Below are 17,564 nucleotides of genomic sequence, written 5' to 3'. Positions count from 1 at the left end.
GATGAGTGCTCTCATGGAGTTAATCCAGTAAGGTCACGGGCAGAACACCCGTTAATAGGCGCTAGGTGGAAGTGCAGCAATGTATGTAGCCAAGGCGTACTAACAGACCGAGGGCTTGACCTCATAATAACTTCTTTGATTTCTTTTCTTTATGCAGTCTTGAGGGTTTATCAACCTCACAGTTTTCCGGGTGCCTATGGCTTCGTGGAACCACGCCGACTCCTTCCCGAACTCGGACGTGAAACGCGACTGCGGCGAAGATACTTGGAGGGTAGCCTCCTGGGAAAATAGCTCGGTGCCCGGTCACTTTTAAAACAAAAAGCCTCCGGTTTCTCTTCATAGAACCGGAGGCTTTTTGGTCTTTAGAGTTTATCTAGGAGTCAGTTATCCTAGTTAGGAAATCACAAATCTACTGTATTTTTCTAATAAGAACTCCATAAAAGGAAGCATAGGGAATAATGGTATTGCCAAACAGGGATAAGACTCTTTATAGCCTATATAAAGCGATCGCCCATTCAAGGTCGAAAGTAGAGGGGCTTGCATGGACCAAAAGGGAGCTGAAAATTTGGGGATTTTTGCTAATTTCAAGAAGGCCCAATCAGCGATCGCTGTCTTCAAAAAGGGTTTTATCCGGATTTCGTCCAGAGGACTTGGGATTATAGTTGCACCCTTGGTGGAGGGAATCAGTGGGAATAAAAAATTTTTCCCCCTGGACTAGACTCAAAACAAAAAACGTACTAGAATCCACCTCGGTTACATTTCTGTTACATTGTTATAGTCGCACAGCATCACGTTTTGGGGGCGTAGAAACCAGTGGGTCTGTTCAATCGCTTTTCCCTATCCCGGGATATGGGTATCGACCTCGGTACCGCGAATACCCTTGTTTATGTATCTGGTAAAGGTATTGTTCTGCAAGAACCCTCTGTGGTTGCCATTGATAAAGACGAAAAAGTGCCATTAGCAGTGGGAGAGGATGCAAAAAAAATGCTGGGCCGGACGCCTGGAAATGTTATTGCTCTGCGTCCCCTGCGTGATGGCGTTATTGCAGATTTCGATACGGCTGAACTCATGCTCAAGCACTTTATCCGTCGGGTGCATGAGGGCCGAACCTTAGTATCGCCGCGAATTGTGATCGGCATCCCCTCGGGAGTGACTGGGGTGGAACGCCGTGCCGTTATGGAGGCTGCTGCTCAAGCGGGGGCTAGGGATGTCTATTTAATTGATGAGCCGGTAGCAGCGGCGATCGGTGCGGGGTTACCCGTGGCGGAGCCAACGGGCAACCTGATTATCGATATTGGCGGAGGAACGACCGAGGTCGCCGTTCTGAGTTTGCAAGGAACTGTATTGAGCGAATCCGTGCGCGTGGCTGGAGATGAACTGAACGAAGCGATTATTCAGTACATGAAAAAGGTGCATAACCTGGTAATTGGGGAGCGCACCGCTGAGGACATCAAAATTCAGATTGGTTCGGCCTATCCCACTCATGAAGATGATGACTCCATGATGGAGGTGCGCGGCTTACACTTACTCTCCGGGCTGCCTCGAACGGTCACGATTAAGGGTCCTGAAATTCGGGAAAGTATGGCCGAACCGCTAGCGGTCATTGTAGAAGCGGTAAAACGCACCTTAGAGCGAACGCCTCCGGAACTGGCAGCAGATATTATTGACCGAGGCATTATGTTGGCTGGCGGTGGCGCTTTATTGCGAGGGCTAGATACGCTGATTAGTCATGAGACTGGCATCGTGACTCATGTCGCTGCTGACCCCTTGAGCTGTGTTGTCCTCGGCACGGGCCGGGTTCTGGAAAACTTTAAACAGCTAGAACGGGTGTTTAGCGGTCGTTCTCGGAATATGTAAGGCCAGTTGCTCCGACAACAAGTATTCAAATCGTCTGATGAAGACTGAAGTCTCTAAAAATTCCTAATGTACACATTGCGTCGCTGGTGGGATCGGCATGGTTTACAAGTAGCACTGGTGGGTCTAACCATCTGTGCTGCTTTGGTTGTTCGGTACACTCAAGGTTCGGCTGTTATTGAACTGTACCAATGGGCCACTCGACCCTTTGCGTCGAGTCCGACCCAACAAGAACAACTCACCAACGCTCGAACTCTGGAATTGCAAAACAAGGTCCAAGAACTCGAAAGCCAAAACGAAAAGCTTAAAGAACTCTTGAACTATGTTTCCCCGAATAAAAAAGAAGGGATCCTGGCTCCCATTGTTGGTCGTAGTGCAGACCATTGGTGGCAACAGGTAACTTTGGGTCGAGGACGGGAAGATGGCATCACAGAGAACTACATTGTCATGGGTCCCGGTGGCTTGGTGGGACGAGTGATCAGCGTTACTGCTCATACCAGTCGTGTTTTGCTGATTAGTGACCCCAGTTCTCGGGTGGGGGTGACGATTAGTCGCAGCCGCCAAATGGGGGTGATGCGAGGACAATCGGCTTCTCGGGCGGTGATGGAGTTCTTTGAGAAAGTGCCTGATGTGAATAAAGGGGATGTGGTTTCGACCTCTTCTTATTCAAAACTTTTCCCCCCCGGGTTACCGATCGGGCGGGTAGAGTCGGTGAATTTGAATAAAAGTCCAGCACCCGAAGCGGTAATCGAGCTAACGGCTCCGATGAGCTTACTGGAGTGGGTGGTGGTTGATCCTTATGAAAAGGTGGGTTCTTCAGAGGATTCTGAGGAACTGCAAAATTAGGAACGGTGATGAGAACATCTTCTTTTAGTTACGGGTCTCGGTTGTCTGGGGGAATGCGGTTAGTCGTGAATGCGGCGATCGCTGTGGGTTCGGTCCTGTTATGCTTGCTGCTACTCCCTACCCGCTTTCCCGGCATGGAACTGTTGGGGGTTGCGCCTAACTGGTTGTTGATTTGGGTCGTCGCTTGGAGTATCAAGCGCAAGCCGATCCCTGGCGCTTTAGCCGGGGTGGTATTGGGACTGCTCCTAGATGCCATGACTTCGGCAGAACCGACTCATGCGGTTAGTTTGGGGGTTGTTGGCTATCTGACGGCTACCTTGCAAAAGCAAAAATATGTCCAGGAAGATTTTATCTCCGTGGCTCTAATTGTATTTGGAATGTCGATGTTGGCCGATACGATTCGGGCGTTGCAATTTAGCGGGCTGGGCGATCGCAGTTGGAGTGAAATTTGGGCCTACCATCAACCCCTCGCCCTGGCTTGTGCTATTCTCAGTAGTCTGTGGGCACCGGTTATCTATTTTCCCCTCAATCGTCTGTGGGAACAGATGCAAGCTTTTGATCGCTCCTAGACCCCTCCACTTCCTCTCCCTCTTTCTCTCTCTCATGGGAAACTTCCTCTTTAACCCGGGGACTCCCGCTCTAAAATTAGAGTAACGGGTCCATCATTAACGATATCTACCTCCATCATCGCCCCAAACACTCCAGTTTCGACGGTTAAGCCCCTTTCCCTTAACTTTTGAACAAATTTCTTGTAAAGTTCTTCAGCCATCCCTGGGGGTGCAGAACGGTCAAAGGAGGGGCGGCGACCTTTTCGACAGTCCCCGTAGAGGGTAAACTGACTCACCACTAACACTTGCCCTTGGATATCCAAAACTGATTGATCCCACCGACTGCTATTGCCTTGGGGATCGGGAAATAACCGCAATTCTAAACACTTTCGGGCCATCCAGTCGAGTTCAGTCTCTGTATCCCGATCGCTGATGGCAACCAAGAGATTAAGTCCGGGTCCGATTTTCCCCACGATTCGACCCTCGACGGTTACTTGAGAAGATTTAACGCGCTGGATAACGACTCGCATAGGCGGGATGGATGGGGTGATGATGAATTGCCGATCGCCCAAAATATCCCTTCAATAAATAGGCAATCAAGGCGATCGCTCCTGTCTCTACAAATGCGATCGCCTCTTGACTCTATCATCAAAACCCGACCCTCTTTCCCAAATCCTTCTTTCTATTTTTTCCCAAACCCTTTGCCGCGAGAAGTAGAAGGCAGACAAACACACTTGTTTAACTGCGATCGCAAGGCTTCCTTATCCAAATTCTGGCCGATGAACACCAATTGCGTCTTCGGTTGACCTTTCCACTCATCATCATCAATGGAGAACCGCTTGCCGCTCAAGTGGAAAATATGACGGCGATCGCTCTCATCAAACCATAAAATCCCTTTGGCTCGAAATACCGTTGACGGTAACTGATTATCTAAGAAATACTGAAACTGACGAATCGACAAGGGTTTATCGCTCTCGAACGAAATCGACGTAAACCCATCCATCTCCAAATGATTCGAGTGGTGATGATGTTCGTCATGGTGGTCATGCTCGCAATGACCGTGGTCATGGTCACAGGCAGAATGGTCATGATGTTCATGGTCATGATGGTCATGATGATCATGATCATGATGGTCGTGATCATGATCATGCTCCCCTTTCGAGGCGATTTGATCGTCATTAAAATACTTATCCGACTCAAACAACCCGACACTGAGAATCAAAGGAAGCGGGACCTGGGATTTCGTCGTCCGCAAAATTCTGGCATCGGCTTTAATATCCCGAATCTTGCACTCTAACAGGTCTACATCCGTCTCATCCACAAGATCTACTTTGTTGAGCAAGATAATATCGCCATAAGCAATCTGACTGTACGCCGCTTGGGAATTAAACAGATCCAAACTGTAATTCTCCGAATCCACCAGAGTGACGATCGAATCTAAGCGAGTTAAATCTCGGAGTTCGGTTCCTAAAAAAGTCAGCGCTACGGGTAGAGGGTCCGCGAGTCCCGTGGTTTCCACCACTAGATAATCGATCTGCTCGGAACGCTCTAAAATCTTATAAACGGCATCGAGTAAATCGTTGTTAATGGTGCAACAAATACAACCATTGCTTAATTCCACCATATCCTCGCCGGTGGAGACGATTAGTTCGTTATCGATGCCGACTTCGCCAAACTCGTTGACCAATACGGCGGTTTTCAGTCCTTGCTGATTGGTCAGGATATGGTTGAGTAACGTCGTCTTGCCACTGCCAAGAAAGCCTGTAATGATGGTAACCGGCAGTCCGTATTTCGGGGCATCCATTGCCACGGACTCTGGGTTAGAGGTTGCTGTTGTCTGCATGGTTTATCAAATTGGGGTCAAAAAATCTAAGGGGCTGGTTAGAAATTAATCTAAGGAGTCATCCAGTTTGATTTTAGACGAAGATTGAGCCATTCATCCCAAGGAATTGCAGATTAACACTTGGCTACATCAGGTTTAATTGCTGAACTTGGCTTTAGTGCCGATCGCAAATCCTCGACACCATCCCCAATTGGGCGGGTTTTGGACTAATTTCCAGCCTTTAACCTGGGTAAAGCCGGAGGATTTTACCATTTGACCCAAACAGTACAAGGTTGGGACCCAGTAGTTGCTGGAATTTCCCGCATATTCATCATGGGGATAAAACTCCATCACCCTTTGCTGTCCGGGATATCCTTTGCCGATACCGCCTTGGTAGGGACTAAAATCATCGAGAATGGCAGATTCTATATAAATTTCGCCATCACAGAGGGCGGATAATTTATCGAGGGCCAGGAGGGGGTATCGCAGGTGGTACAGGGTGCCGAAAAAGAAGATGACATCAAATCGGCCTAATTCTGATTCATTGAGGTCATAGACGGATTTTTCTAGGCGTTGACAGATGGTTTCGTCAAACCCGAGTGCTTCTCGGCACAAATCAAAGGTTTTCCAGGCGCGGCGATCGCGTTGATCCAAGCGTCCGAGATAGTCCGAAAAATCATCGATCGCTACCACTTCCCGGGCCCCGCGTTTGAGGGCCTCAAATGTCCAGTATCCGTCCCAGGCCCCCACATCTAAGACTCTTTTTCCGCTCAGGTCCTCTGGAACGCCATACATTTCTGCATTGTGGGGATTATCTCCAGGGGTGACAATTCCCCCGGGTAACTCAATTTTGTGATACCAAAAGGGGAAGGATGCTACTCGTTCTTGGAGGGTGGGAGATGCTGTTTCTGGGAGAGATAGTGTGGTTACCTGGTTTGGGGGTTGAGGCGGATTGGATGGGAACATTACCTCTAGTAACTGAGCGACAATCTGTTTCCAACTGAGGCGATCGCGCACAAATTGAGGACCCGAGATTCGCACCTGTTCTCGCCAATCCGGTTGAGAAATCAGTTGTTCCATTAAGGCAATACAACAATCCCAATTCGGAGCCAAAAAATGGCGCATTTCTCCATGATATTCAACGGATTGAACTTCACTTTTTATCTGGAGGGCAAAATCAGGGAGGGTAAATTCATCGGTGGGTCCGCCTTCGGTACAAATGACGGGCAATCCACAGGCAACTGCCTCTAAAACGGGCAAATTAAATCCTTCCGCAGAATAGGGAGAGAGATAGGCATCGGCAGATTGATAGTAGCGAATCAGTTCAGAAGTGGATAACGGGTTGCCGATATAGGTCAAGCGCGCGTTAAAGGTTTCTAACCCGTGGTCGCTTAAAATCTTTTTCGCGGTAAACGTAATGGATTCCCAAGATTGGTAAATTAAATCAGAACCTTTTAAGACTAAGCGAGCTTTGGGATATTTTTCCAAAATTTTGGTAAAGCAAAAAATGATGGGAAAAATTCCTTTTTCTAGGGTCATGCTACTGACATTTAAAAATATAAATTCATCCTCTTGCCATCCCAATTCTTGCCTTAAAGCGGCCCGTTCCTCCTTGGGGAGGGGTTTGTAACGGGTTGGATCAACTCCGAGGGGGACGGTGACGACGCGACTGGGGTCGGCACCACTACGGAGAAAACCCGCTTTAGACCATTGAGAAGAAGTAATAATGACCGTAGTAGAATTTTGATGTAGAGATTCAAGAGACTTCCCGGGATTTAATCGTAAGAGTTCTTGAGGGACAATTCCCCATTCTGTGGTGCCAAATATATAGGTACGCTCGCTGTGAAGGGCAGATTTAAAATTAAAGGGACTATACATCCGCAGAGTGGCATCTGCAAATAGGTTGGGGGGTGGGGGTGCGATCGCCCGTAAAGCGGATTCTGATTCAGCATCAAATATACCCTGAGCCGGTTGAGAATTTTTGTCGGCAAAGGGAATGTCTTTGTGAAATAGCTCTAAGTTCGGATATTTGAGCATTTCCAAAAGTTGAAATTGATTTGCGATCGCATAAGAATGGGTCTGGAATCGCCAACCTTCGATAATTAGTTTCTGAGTTGTTGTATTTTGGATAGAAGGGGTTTTTGGTACAGAAAAGGATGGCTGTTGAGGGGGAGAAAGTACCTCTAAATACTGGTCTACCACTTGCTTCCAAGTGTAGCGCGCTCCCACCCATTTCGGTCCTGCTTGTCTCGCTTTTTCCCGCAATGCCGGTTGCGCGATTATCTGTTGCATTAAATGAATTAAATGGTCTACATCAGGAGCCACCACAAACCCCATTTCCCCCGATTCTAACTGACGCTGTTCTAATTGACTCTGGATGGGAAACGCAAAATCGGGATGAATAAAATCATCCGTCGGTCCGCCTTGGGTGCAAATTACAGGTAATCCACAAGCTGCTGCCTCTAAAACCGGCAAATTAAATCCCTCTGCAAGATAGGGAGAGACATACGCATCGGCAATTTGATATAACGCAGCTAAATCTGCACAAGATAGATTTTTGCCGATATAGGTGAGTCGCTCCTGAACCATTTTTTGCTCAGTTGCCGGGAGAATTTTACTGCAAATTCTGGCAATTTCTTGACGGGCCTCAAACAGATAATCTCTACCTTTTAAGATTAATCTAGCTTCGGGAAATTTTTGGACAATGGCGGCAAATGCTTTTAATAATCGAGCCATCCCGTGGCGGTTATTAAAGAGCAATCCATTGGTGAAAAAGATAAAATTATCTCCGAGTCCAAATTGCTGGCGTAAGCTTAGGCGTTTTTCTGGAGATGCGGGTTGGTAGAAGTGGGGGTCTACACCGAGGGGAATCACAACCACGCGATCAGGGTTGGCACCACTGCGGATAAATCCATCTCGGGACCAATGGGATGCCGTCACAATAATGGTATCGGAATTCTGATGAGCTTCTTGAAATGAAGTGATTCCCATTCCCCGCAAAATGGATTGCGGAACAATTCCCCATTCGGTACAGCCAAACATGACCGTGCGTTGAGCGGTGGAAGGGGTTAAATTAAACGGACAATAGACGCGAAGGATGGCATCGGCAGATTGATCCGCTGTGGGTTGGGGAATCAAATGTAATTTAGGTTCTTTGGAGTCCCCCAATAATCCACTGACGGGTTGCCAATTGTCGGTAACGTAAGGCATATCCCGGTGGAGGACCTGGATTTCAGGGCGATCGAGGAGTTCTAAGAGGAGGAACTGATTGATCAGAGAATAAGAGTGGGGAAGAAAACGCCAGCCTTCGACAATAATCCGCATGAGTTTAAAATGCTAGTGCGATCGCGCCACGGTCCATCGGGAGTACATAAACGATAGAATCAGTTAAGTCATTCAGTCAACCTATTTTGGGCCGGTCTGTTTTGGTAAGAAGTCTGAAGCAAAACCCGGACTGACGGTTGACTGGAGTGATTTCTGCATCGAACACTACCGTTTTACTGTTTTCTATCTTTCAATTATGACCTTAACGCTGTACAACACCCTCACCCGTCGTCAGGAACCGTTTATCCCGTTTGAACCCGGCCAGGTGCGGATGTATTGTTGTGGGGTTACGGTCTACGATTATTGCCACCTGGGTCACGCCCGCTCCTATATTATTTGGGATATTCTGCGCCGATATCTGCAATGGCGGGGATATGCCGTGCGTTATGTGCAGAATTTTACCGATATTGATGACAAAATCCTCAATCGCGCCAGACAGGAAGGGTCATCAATGGAGGAAGTGGCCGATCGCTACACTCAAGCCTATTTTGAAGATATGGCAAGGCTAAATGTCCTAGAAGCAGATGCCTATCCCCGCGCCACTCATACCTTAGATGGGATTAAGCGCTTAATTAGCCAGTTGGAACAAAAAGGCTTTGCCTACCCGGCAGGTGGCGATGTTTATTACAAGGTGCGGGAGTTTACCAACTATGGAAAACTCTCGGGACGGCAGTTGGCGGAAATGCAAGCAGGGGCCAGTGGTCGGGTGGAGGCGGAGGACCCGGAGGAACTGAAGAAGCAAGACCCGTTTGATTTTGCCTTGTGGAAGGCGGCGAAACCCGGGGAACCGTCTTGGGAATCCCCTTGGGGTGCCGGACGTCCGGGATGGCATATTGAATGTTCGGCGATGGTCCGTGAGGTGTTGGGAGAGACGATTGATATTCATGTTGGGGGTGCGGATTTAATTTTTCCCCACCATGAGAATGAGATTGCTCAATCGGAAGCGGTGACGGGTCAAGCTTTAGCGAAATATTGGCTGCATAATGGCATGGTGGCGGTGAATGGGGAAAAAATGTCCAAGTCTTTGGGCAATTTTACGACGATTCGCCAGTTGCTGGATCAAGGGGGTGTAGACCCGATGGCGCTACGGTTGTTTGTACTGCAAGCCAATTATCGCAAACCGTTGGACTTTACTGATGAGGCGATCGCCAGTGCGGAAAATGGCTGGACGACGCTCAAGGACGGGTTACGCTTTGGTTATGAGTATGGCAGTAAGTTGGGGTGGGATTTGGATTCTGGGGCGATCGTACCGGAATCTGATGCACTCATAGCACAGTTTGGTTTCGGACGGTTGGGTTCCGGACGGTTTGGTTCTGGACGGTTTGGTGTGGGAGATTTTGCGAGGGAGATCGCACCGGAATTTGATCCTGTTGTCGCACAGTTTCAGACGGCGATGGATGATGACCTCAATACCCCATCAGCGTTGGCGGTGTTGTTTGAACTGGCGAAGGAACTCCGTCGTCAAGGCAACATTTGGGTTCATGAAGGGAAACTGGATATGGACTCGCAACAGTTACACCACCAATGGGTTGCCTTGCGGGAGTTAGGGAAGGTTCTGGGTTTGGAAGTGAATCCAGAGGCGGACAATTCAACACCCGAACCCGGAGGATTGAGTGATCAGGAAATTGAATCCCTGATTCAGGACCGACTGGCGGCGCGTCAGGGGAAAAACTTTGCCGAAGCCGATCGCATTCGCAATCAATTGCAAGAACTGGGGATTACTTTAATTGATAAACCCGGAGGTGTCACCCAATGGCATCGCAATTAAAGGGTTGTTCAGTGCAATTTTAGGGAATCAAGTCTTGTGGCGATCGCCATTTTCACCCTAACCGAAAAAGGCGATCGCCTCTTCTATAACCCCCCTTAATCAAGCCTTTATCTTAAATTATCTATGTCCCCCTCGCGGATTAAAATTTCTCTAACAACCCTGTTGCTGATTTTCACCCTAGGTTTACTGGTGATATTGCTGTGGCAACTGCGGAGTTTGCTGATTACTCTGATGGTCTCGGTTGTCCTCGCTGCTTCCATTTCTCCCGTGGTGAATTGGGCGGAAAAATGGCATATTCCCCGCTGGATTGCCACCATTATTACTTACCTTACCCTGATTGGGGGGTTAACTGGGGTGGTCTTATTAATTGGACCGACAGCCTTGGATCAAATTCAGCGGTTAATTCGTCAGCTTCCCTCTTATTTGGAAACATTGCGCCTGATTGCAGAAGATTTGGCGGCTAGACTGATTGATACACCACCAGAGTTTGTGCGCCAGTTCTTTGATACCCAGTCTGTAACCACTTGGGGAATTCGCTCAACTCAACAACTGGTCCTCCGGTCTTATGGATTAACCCGAGGGTTGCTTGGCGGTGTGGTGACCCTAATTTTATCTATTTTTATTTCCGGTTATATGGTGGCGGATAGTCACAGTTTAATTAAGAGTTTGGTTCAGCTATTTCCAAAACCTTGGGATGAGCGTTTGGAGACTCAGGTGATGCCGATTAGTGAGCGGATGGGGGGATATATTCGGGGTCGAGTGCTGGTTTCGGCTCTGTTAGCTGTAGCAACGAGCGTGGGATTGAGTGCTTTAGGATTAGGGGAGTTTGCTTTGGGTTTGGGGGCGATCGCCGGAGTGACCAATTTAATTCCCTTTTTAGGGCCGATTTTGGGAGCCATTCCGGCGCTGATTGTGGCGGTGTCTCAAGGCGGATGGCTGTTTTTGTCGGTGTTAATTTTATTTGTGGTCATCCAGAATGTGGAGACTTATGTTTTGGATCCGTTGTTAGTCGGGTCTTCCGTTGGGGTGCATCCCCTTTATCAGTTACTTTCGGTGATTGGTGGGGTTCAAGTGTTGGGAATTGTCGGTGCCTTAATCGTTCCGCCTTGGGTTGCGGGGGGTGCAGCCTTAGTGGAAAATTTATATTTAAAACCGAAACTGAGGGCAGAAGCAGGGGGGATGGGGGAGGCGATCGCCCCGAATTCGACGGATGGGGAGTCGAGTTTGGTACAGCATCCTACTTCCTCAGTCTAAGCGCAGTCAACGGGGTGAGGATTCCCATTCCAAGTTGCACCCTGTCCTATTTGTGAACCCCCAATGACAAACGACCACTGACCCAGGACAAATCCCCTCGGATTTGGGAACCGCCAATGACTCAGGACAACTGACCAATGACCCCGGACAACTGACCGTTGATCCCCAGGGACTATTTTTTTCCTCTAACTTGTAGCGTTCTTCTTTATTTTGGTGTAAATTATACCTCAATCCATAAAAGCTTGCCAGAAGAATTTAACCCAAAGAGTTGCTTGGGGTTAAAACTTAGCGAGTCAGAGCAAATTACCAGGCAGACTAAGATGAGACAATGGCGAATCATCATGAAGCTATCTCCGCGTCGAATCGTCAGTATTTATCTATTGATTAGCGCCTTATGGATTGTCGGTTCCGATCGCGTCATAGCGATTTTATTTCGGCAGCCTGGTGTCGAAAATCTAACTCATCTGCAAACCATTAAGGGTTGCGTGTATGTGACGGTGGTGGCGATTCTTCTCTACTATGCGATCGTCCGCTATACCTCAGAAATTCATCAGTCTAAAAAGCAGCTAGAACTTAATGAGAGGCGACTCGATGCGATTATTGAAACCAACGCCGATGGAATTTTAGTCTTTGATAGTACCGGGCGGATCACCCTAACTAATGCAGCGGCACAGAAGCATCTAGGACTGCCTCGACAACAGATGATCGGATGTAGCTACAAGGAACCGATTTGGCAAATTCAACCCTTAGATGCGCGGGGTTTACCGGAAAATCAACTCCCCTTTTGTCAGGTGATGCAAAAGGGACAACCCACTTATGAAATGGAGTATGCGATCGCCCGTCGAGATGGCAGCCAAATTTTTGTTTCAATCAATGCCGCACCCTTGTACGATCGCCAGGGTCGAATTGATGGAGTCGTCGCCGCCATCACCGACATTACCCAACATAAACAAGCGGAAGCGGTTGCCAGGGCCCGGGATATTGCTGAAGCGAGAAATCGAGCCAAAAGTGAATTTTTGGCGCAAATGAGCCATGAAATTAGAACGCCCTTAAATTCAATCTTAGGGCTGTCTCAAATGTTACAACGAGAAATTTTTGGCAGCCTGAATCCTAAACAAAAAGAATATATTAGCCGGATTAAAAGTAGCGGCGACCATTTATTAGAACTGATTAATGATATTTTAGATTTATCCAAAGTAGAAGCAGGGAAAGAAGAATTAAAATTTAGTGAAATTCCCGTTCCTGAAATTTGTAAATATTGCCTAAAAGTCATGCAGGAACGGGCGGTGGACCGGGGATTAAGACTAACCAGTAGAATTGACCCCAAAATCCGAGTTTGCATTGCCGATGAACGCCGTCTCAAACAAATGCTGCTCAATCTACTTTCCAATGCGATTAAATTCACCCCGAGAGGGGAAGTTTCCTTAATTGTTGAACAACAGCCTGGGGGAATTGGATTTACCGTCATCGATACAGGAATCGGCATTTCTGAAGAACATTTACCCCTGGTATTTGACCCATTTCGCCAACTGGATACGGACCTGAACCATAACATCCAAGGGACGGGATTGGGATTAGCACTGACGCGAGATTTAGCGCAGTTGCATGGGGGGGATGTGATCGTTAGTTCGACTTTGGGAGTGGGAAGTCGGTTTACAATTATTTTACCGGATCCACCTCCGGGATATGTTCCGACGGTCCCGAGTGATGAACTTCCGGCAATTGCAATTCCCGAAGCAGGCGATCGCAGAGGTCGAATTTTAATTGTGGATTATGATGGGTCGAGTACCTTATTGTTGCAAGACTATTTACAAGCAGTTGGACATCATGTCAAATTGATTGGCTACAGCGCCAATTTTCTGGAAGAAGTGTTTTCCTTTGACCCCTATTTAATTTTATTGGATGTCCAGTTTGCTCATTTGGCAATGGGGTTGCAATTAGTCGCAGAGTTACGCAAAAACCCCAATGTGCAACAGTTGCCGGTGGTGGTGGTTACTGCAATGGCAATGTCAGGCGATCGCGAACGTTGTCTAGCCGCAGGTGCAACGGATTATTTAAGCAAACCCATTCAGTTAGAAGTGTTAGACGAAATGCTGTTACGCTATATCCCTCCGATAGTGTAGGGAGGGTTTTCTACGAGTTACAAGGGTAAGAAAACTATAATCATTTGAATATTTTTACCATTATCCTTCGGCCATTTTCTGGATCTTTACAATAGTTCTCCGTACTTTTTCTGCTTCAGGGGAACGCAAACGCTCTAAAATATCTAAAGATTCATACATATATTCTAAAGCAGTAGTAAAATCACCTCGACTTGCTAACAGTTGTCCCAGTATTCCTAACGTCGGTGCTTTTCCTTGCAAATTGTGGATGCGTTCATTAAGTTCCATTGATTGGGTGGAAAGGGCGATTGCCTCGTCGATTTCTCCTTGGTTGACTTTGATAATAGCGAGTTGGTGCAAAGTCGCCGCTTTCCCTTGCAAGTCGCCGATGCGTTCCTTGAGTTCCAGCGATTGGGTGTAAAGGTCAATCGCCTCGTCGATTTCTCCTTGGGTGGCTTTGATACTAGCCAGACAGTGCAAAGTTGCCACTTTCCCTTGCACGTTGCCGATCCGTTCGTTGAGTTCCAGCGATTGGGTGGAAAGGGCGATTGCCTCGTCGATTTCTCCTTGGTTGGCTTTGATAATAGCGAGTTGGTGCAAAGTCGCCCCTTTCCCTTGCACGTCGCCGATGCGTTCAAAAATTTCCATTGATTGGGTGGAAAGGGAGATCGCCTCGTCGATTTGTCCTTGGTTGACTTTGATCCCAGCGAGTTGGTGCAAAGTCGCCGCTATCCCTTGCAGGTTCCCGATGCGTTCGTTGAGTTCCAGCGATTGGGTGTGAAGGTCAATCGCCTCGTCGATTTGTCCTTGGTTGACTTTGATCCCAGCGAGTTGGTGCAACGTCACTGCTTTTCCTTGCACGTCGCCGATGCGTTCCTTGAGTTCCAGCGATTGGGTGTAAAGGTCAATCGCTTCGTCGATTTCTCCTTGGGTGGCTTTGATAATAGCGAGTTGGTGCAAAGTCGCCCCTTTCCCTTGCAAGTCGCCGATCCGTTCGTTGAGTTCCAGCGATTGGGTGTAAAGGTCAATCGCCTCGTCGATTTCTCCTTGGGTGGCTTTGATAATAGCGAGTTGGTGCAAAGTCGCCGCTTTCCCTTGTACGTCGCCGATGTACTCAAAAATTTCCATTGATTGGGTGTAAAGGTCAATCGCCTCGTGGATTTCTCCCTGGTTGCCTTTAATACCAGCAAGTTGGTGCAAAGTCGCCGCTTGCCCTTGCAAGTCGCCGATGTACCTAAAGAGGCATATCGATTTGTTGTAAAGGTCCATCGCCTCGTCGATTTCTCCTTGGGTCACTTTGATACCCGCGAGTTGGTGCAAAGTCGCCGCTTTCCCTTGCACGTCGCCGATACGTTCCTGGAGTTCCAACGATTGGGTGTAAAGGTCCATCGCCTCGTCGATTTCTCCTTGGGTGGCTTTGATACCCGCGAGTTGGTGCAAAGTCACCGCTTTCCCTTGCACGTCGCCGATGCGTTCCTGGAGTTCCAACGATTGGGTGTAAAGGGCGATCTCCTCATCAATTTCTGGCGGCTTGGCTTTGAGAATTGCTAAATTATGAAGAATAGCAGCCTTTTCTTCTTCATCCTCTAACGGACAAAGGTCTAAAGCCTGTTGATAGTGTTTTGTAGCCTTTTCTACCTCTCCGAGTTCTTTCTCCGAGCGAGCGAGTTGATGAAATATCCGATAATCTTCAACAACTGACAAGGTATCTAGGCCCATTTTTGCAGCTAGTAAAAATTGGTTGTTATTGTTCCAGTGCAATGTTAGTTGTGCGCCAATTTTTGCCGCAATTTCTCCTGCTTTACCGAGCAAGGCTAACCTATGTATTTCTATGAGCCTTTCTTCTATTTTTTTGTCCATTCTTCCACCCACATTCGATATAATATATTTGCCCCTTGGTTGTACAAAGACTCGTGATTTTCTGGCGCTGTTAAGCCTAACAAACGTGAGACTCTCAACAATTCGCCATCAACCGGAGTTGATTGGATAGTTTCTAACAATCCCAAGGAAATGGCCCGAGAAATGTGGGTATCCCTATTGCGGATTTGGCTGCAAAGCTCTTCAAATGCTGACCTGGGTACTGGCATCTCAAATACCAACCCTAATCGAAGTATCTCCCGCAAGTCTTTGTCCTGCTGATTCAGCAATTTTTCGGCTAAAATATCGACGCGGAATTGCTCCTCAGCCTTTTGCATTTGAGTGGTAATTTCACCGATTGTCAGTCCTGAAGTTTGCAAGATTTTATTCAACTCTTCCAACAAGCGGGGGTTTCCATCGGCCACTTTTTTTGCTCGTTCTTGTAAGCCTGCATCTACCCCCGAATCCACTTTAAACGATTCGAGACGCTGGCACTTTTTGCGTAAATCTTCCCCACGTAATGCTGCCAACGGTTCCCGATATAGGCGGCGATTCAGGGTGGGGTCTGGGAAGATAAAATCGTAGCGACAGGTAATGATGACGCGATGAGGACCCCGGGATTGGGCGATTGCCTCAAGCAAATCTCTAAGCACCTTCACCGCGTCCTTTTTTAACACGGGTTTCCCATGTGCCGTCGGTTCCAGGTTTGCCTCGAAATCATCCAGCACAAATATCAACTGCTGCTTCTGGGAATTCAAAATTTGCAGACAGTTAATCAGGTGCTGCTTCAGGGAGAGGTTCCCTTCCAAAATTTCCAACTCTGTCTCATTGGTTTGTGGAGATAGTTTGTTGATTAACTTCTCCTTATCCAATCCGCGATAGATAACGATCCGTTCATACTCTGGCATCCGTTCCAGCAACCGCGCCGCTACCGTACTTTTCCCCACACCCCCGATGCCGTAAATCAAAACACCGATAGACTGAGGCTTTTTCAGAGCCCGTAAATAGCGCTGAAGGTAGCGCCGACGTCCAACAAATTCCTCTGAAGTCGCCACTCGCACCTCGTGGGTGAGGGGGTCGAGGAATTGTTCCTGGGGGGGTTGCGGCGGTTGCCAATGATAATCCCCTGGGGGTTCCACCAAGGCACCGGGACAGTCACCGCGCACATACAACCGCAACAGATGCCAATCTTTCACTTTTTCTTTCTGCAACAAGTAGCGGTAGGTACTGCCTAACCCTTCACCGAGAGAACATCCCGCAGCTAACTCCTGATATAAATGTGCGGCAGCAACAGTGGCAGTGGTTGGTAGCACAGGCAACCCCCAACCCAATACCGCCCGCGCCCCCTCCTGGATCAGGGTTTCCGCCATTGACAGTACCGTGCCTTGATTCCCTGCCTGTCCTGTGCGACATCCGGATAGAAAGATTAACTGGGGCCAGCGATGGCGAAACACTTCAGCAAATTCCGGCGCAAAAGCATCATGGCGGTCCCCGGTTTCCGTCTCGGTGATGAAATAGGGATAATAGGGTTCTTGTCGCTGAATGTCCCCATGTCCCGTAAGGTGAAAAATATCGAAGCGTTGGAGATATCGCTTCCATAGCTTGCCCAACTCTGCCACGCATCCGCTTTCCTCGACGCGCACCTGCACTGCCATCTCCTGCGTCTGCGCCAAAATTCGCGCTTCCTCTTCCTCAAAATCGAGTACAGGTTCCACAGTTTCAGGTGAGGTTGCCATAAATAACACCTGCAAGGGTCGCGCTTCCAGGGCTGGAGGTGGCGGGGTCTTCCGTTCAATCCAGCGCACTGGCACCACCACCGGGTTCGCCCCCTCCACTAAAAAACTCGTGCCGTCATGGAGCAATTCCCAAGGCAGATGCGCCAAATTTTGATGGGTAGCAATAGCTAAAATTAATCCCCCTTGATGGCAATCTTCGATAGCACGACTCAACCACCGTCCCTCCCCATCCAACCAGCAAAACAATTTCTGCCCCATTTCCCTCAATTGGGGGTGTTGTGCCAGGTAATAATGTGACTTTTGTTCCTTGACTAAATCGGCAATTTGTGAGCTATTTAGAAACTGCGCTTCAGAAGGTGTTTGCGATTCAACCCAATAGCGCAATTCGACGCGATCGCGTTGATCCTCTTTAAGCTGAATGCGAAGGGTTTGCATGATGGGGTAACCTTGATT

Annotated in this window: 11 protein-coding genes and 2 rRNA genes; 8 read left to right on the top strand and 5 right to left on the bottom strand. The window is 48.2% G+C overall.

Translation table 11 applies throughout. The features are described 5' to 3' along the window. The 5 genes from NG795_RS14435 to mreD all read left to right on the top strand — a co-directional run. A 23S ribosomal RNA gene (locus NG795_RS14435) occupies nt 1-123 on the top strand; the annotation flags it as partial. Between the two features lie 63 nt (nt 124-186). Further along, nucleotides 187-304 (top strand): 5S ribosomal RNA (gene rrf, locus NG795_RS14430). A gap of 545 nt (nt 305-849) precedes the next feature. After that, entirely contained in the window at nt 850-1,857 is a 1,008-nt protein-coding gene (locus NG795_RS14425) for a rod shape-determining protein (RefSeq protein ID WP_015151693.1), read from the top strand. 66 nt (nt 1,858-1,923) lie between these two features. Then, nucleotides 1,924-2,700 (top strand): rod shape-determining protein MreC, encoded by a 777-nt coding sequence (gene mreC, locus NG795_RS14420; protein ID WP_367289360.1) that lies wholly within the window; start codon nt 1,924-1,926, stop codon nt 2,698-2,700. An 8-nt stretch (nt 2,701-2,708) separates the two neighbouring features. Further along, complete coding sequence (mreD, locus tag NG795_RS14415; protein ID WP_367289359.1) at nt 2,709-3,269, top strand: rod shape-determining protein MreD; 561 nt, start codon at nt 2,709-2,711, stop codon at nt 3,267-3,269. 50 nt (nt 3,270-3,319) lie between these two features. Here the strand turns inward: mreD and dtd are convergent, their stop codons facing one another. The 3 genes from dtd to NG795_RS14400 form a co-directional block, all read right to left on the bottom strand. Continuing rightward, nucleotides 3,320-3,778 carry a D-aminoacyl-tRNA deacylase gene (gene dtd / locus NG795_RS14410; RefSeq protein WP_367289358.1) on the bottom strand — a complete coding sequence of 153 codons (459 nt, stop codon included), beginning with the start codon at nt 3,776-3,778 and terminating at the stop codon, nt 3,320-3,322. Nucleotides 3,779-3,930: 152 nt separating this feature from the next. Next, nucleotides 3,931-5,091 carry a CobW family GTP-binding protein gene (locus tag NG795_RS14405; protein ID WP_367289357.1) on the bottom strand — a complete coding sequence of 387 codons (1,161 nt, stop codon included), beginning with the start codon at nt 5,089-5,091 and terminating at the stop codon, nt 3,931-3,933. Between the two features lie 135 nt (nt 5,092-5,226). After that, nucleotides 5,227-8,394, bottom strand: a complete 3,168-nt coding sequence (locus NG795_RS14400) for a glycosyltransferase (protein WP_367289356.1) — start codon at nt 8,392-8,394, stop codon at nt 5,227-5,229. Nucleotides 8,395-8,590: 196 nt separating this feature from the next. Here NG795_RS14400 and cysS point away from each other — a divergent pair, with 196 nt between their 5' ends. The 3 genes from cysS (at nt 8,591) to NG795_RS14385 (ending at nt 13,539) form a co-directional block, all read left to right on the top strand. Beyond that, nucleotides 8,591-10,162 (top strand): cysteine--tRNA ligase, encoded by a 1,572-nt coding sequence (gene cysS / locus NG795_RS14395; protein ID WP_367289355.1) that lies wholly within the window; start codon nt 8,591-8,593, stop codon nt 10,160-10,162. A gap of 123 nt (nt 10,163-10,285) precedes the next feature. After that, nucleotides 10,286-11,416: an AI-2E family transporter gene (locus NG795_RS14390; protein WP_367289354.1), complete on the top strand. Its 1,131-nt coding sequence runs from the start codon at nt 10,286-10,288 to the stop codon at nt 11,414-11,416. 341 nt (nt 11,417-11,757) lie between these two features. Next, on the top strand, nt 11,758-13,539 hold the full coding sequence (locus tag NG795_RS14385; protein ID WP_367289353.1) for a PAS domain-containing hybrid sensor histidine kinase/response regulator: 1,782 nt from the start codon (nt 11,758-11,760) through the stop codon (nt 13,537-13,539). 60 nt (nt 13,540-13,599) lie between these two features. On the opposite strand, the gene NG795_RS14380 is transcribed toward NG795_RS14385, so the two are convergent. Then, the gene (locus tag NG795_RS14380; protein ID WP_367289352.1) at nt 13,600-15,378 is read right to left on the bottom strand and encodes a tetratricopeptide repeat protein; all 1,779 of its coding nucleotides are present in this window, start codon (nt 15,376-15,378) and stop codon (nt 13,600-13,602) included. Then, on the bottom strand, nt 15,363-17,546 hold the full coding sequence (locus NG795_RS14375; protein WP_367289351.1) for a CHAT domain-containing protein: 2,184 nt from the start codon (nt 17,544-17,546) through the stop codon (nt 15,363-15,365). Before NG795_RS14375 ends, NG795_RS14380 begins: the two co-directional genes overlap by 16 nt. Nucleotides 17,547-17,564: the final 18 nt, after the last annotated feature.

It is taken from the genome of Laspinema palackyanum D2c (assembly GCF_025370875.1).
GTDB classification, from domain to species: Bacteria; Cyanobacteriota; Cyanobacteriia; order Cyanobacteriales; family Laspinemataceae; genus Laspinema; species Laspinema palackyanum.
This window is presented reverse-complemented; position numbering and strand designations above follow the sequence as displayed.

Excerpts from the sequence above, each read along its gene's own strand:
- NG795_RS14425 (WP_015151693.1), top strand. The coding sequence starts at position 850 with ATGGGTATCGACCTCGGTACCGCGAATACCCTTGTTTATGTATCTGGT.
- mreC (WP_367289360.1), top strand. The coding sequence starts at position 1,924 with ATGTACACATTGCGTCGCTGGTGGGATCGGCATGGTTTACAAGTAGCA.
- mreD (WP_367289359.1), top strand. The coding sequence starts at position 2,709 with ATGAGAACATCTTCTTTTAGTTACGGGTCTCGGTTGTCTGGGGGAATG.
- dtd (WP_367289358.1), bottom strand. The coding sequence starts at position 3,778 with ATGCGAGTCGTTATCCAGCGCGTTAAATCTTCTCAAGTAACCGTCGAG.
- NG795_RS14405 (WP_367289357.1), bottom strand. The coding sequence starts at position 5,091 with ATGCAGACAACAGCAACCTCTAACCCAGAGTCCGTGGCAATGGATGCC.
- NG795_RS14400 (WP_367289356.1), bottom strand. The coding sequence starts at position 8,394 with ATGCGGATTATTGTCGAAGGCTGGCGTTTTCTTCCCCACTCTTATTCT.
- cysS (WP_367289355.1), top strand. The coding sequence starts at position 8,591 with ATGACCTTAACGCTGTACAACACCCTCACCCGTCGTCAGGAACCGTTT.
- NG795_RS14390 (WP_367289354.1), top strand. The coding sequence starts at position 10,286 with ATGTCCCCCTCGCGGATTAAAATTTCTCTAACAACCCTGTTGCTGATT.
- NG795_RS14385 (WP_367289353.1), top strand. The coding sequence starts at position 11,758 with ATGAAGCTATCTCCGCGTCGAATCGTCAGTATTTATCTATTGATTAGC.
- NG795_RS14380 (WP_367289352.1), bottom strand. The coding sequence starts at position 15,378 with ATGGACAAAAAAATAGAAGAAAGGCTCATAGAAATACATAGGTTAGCC.
- NG795_RS14375 (WP_367289351.1), bottom strand. The coding sequence starts at position 17,546 with ATGCAAACCCTTCGCATTCAGCTTAAAGAGGATCAACGCGATCGCGTC.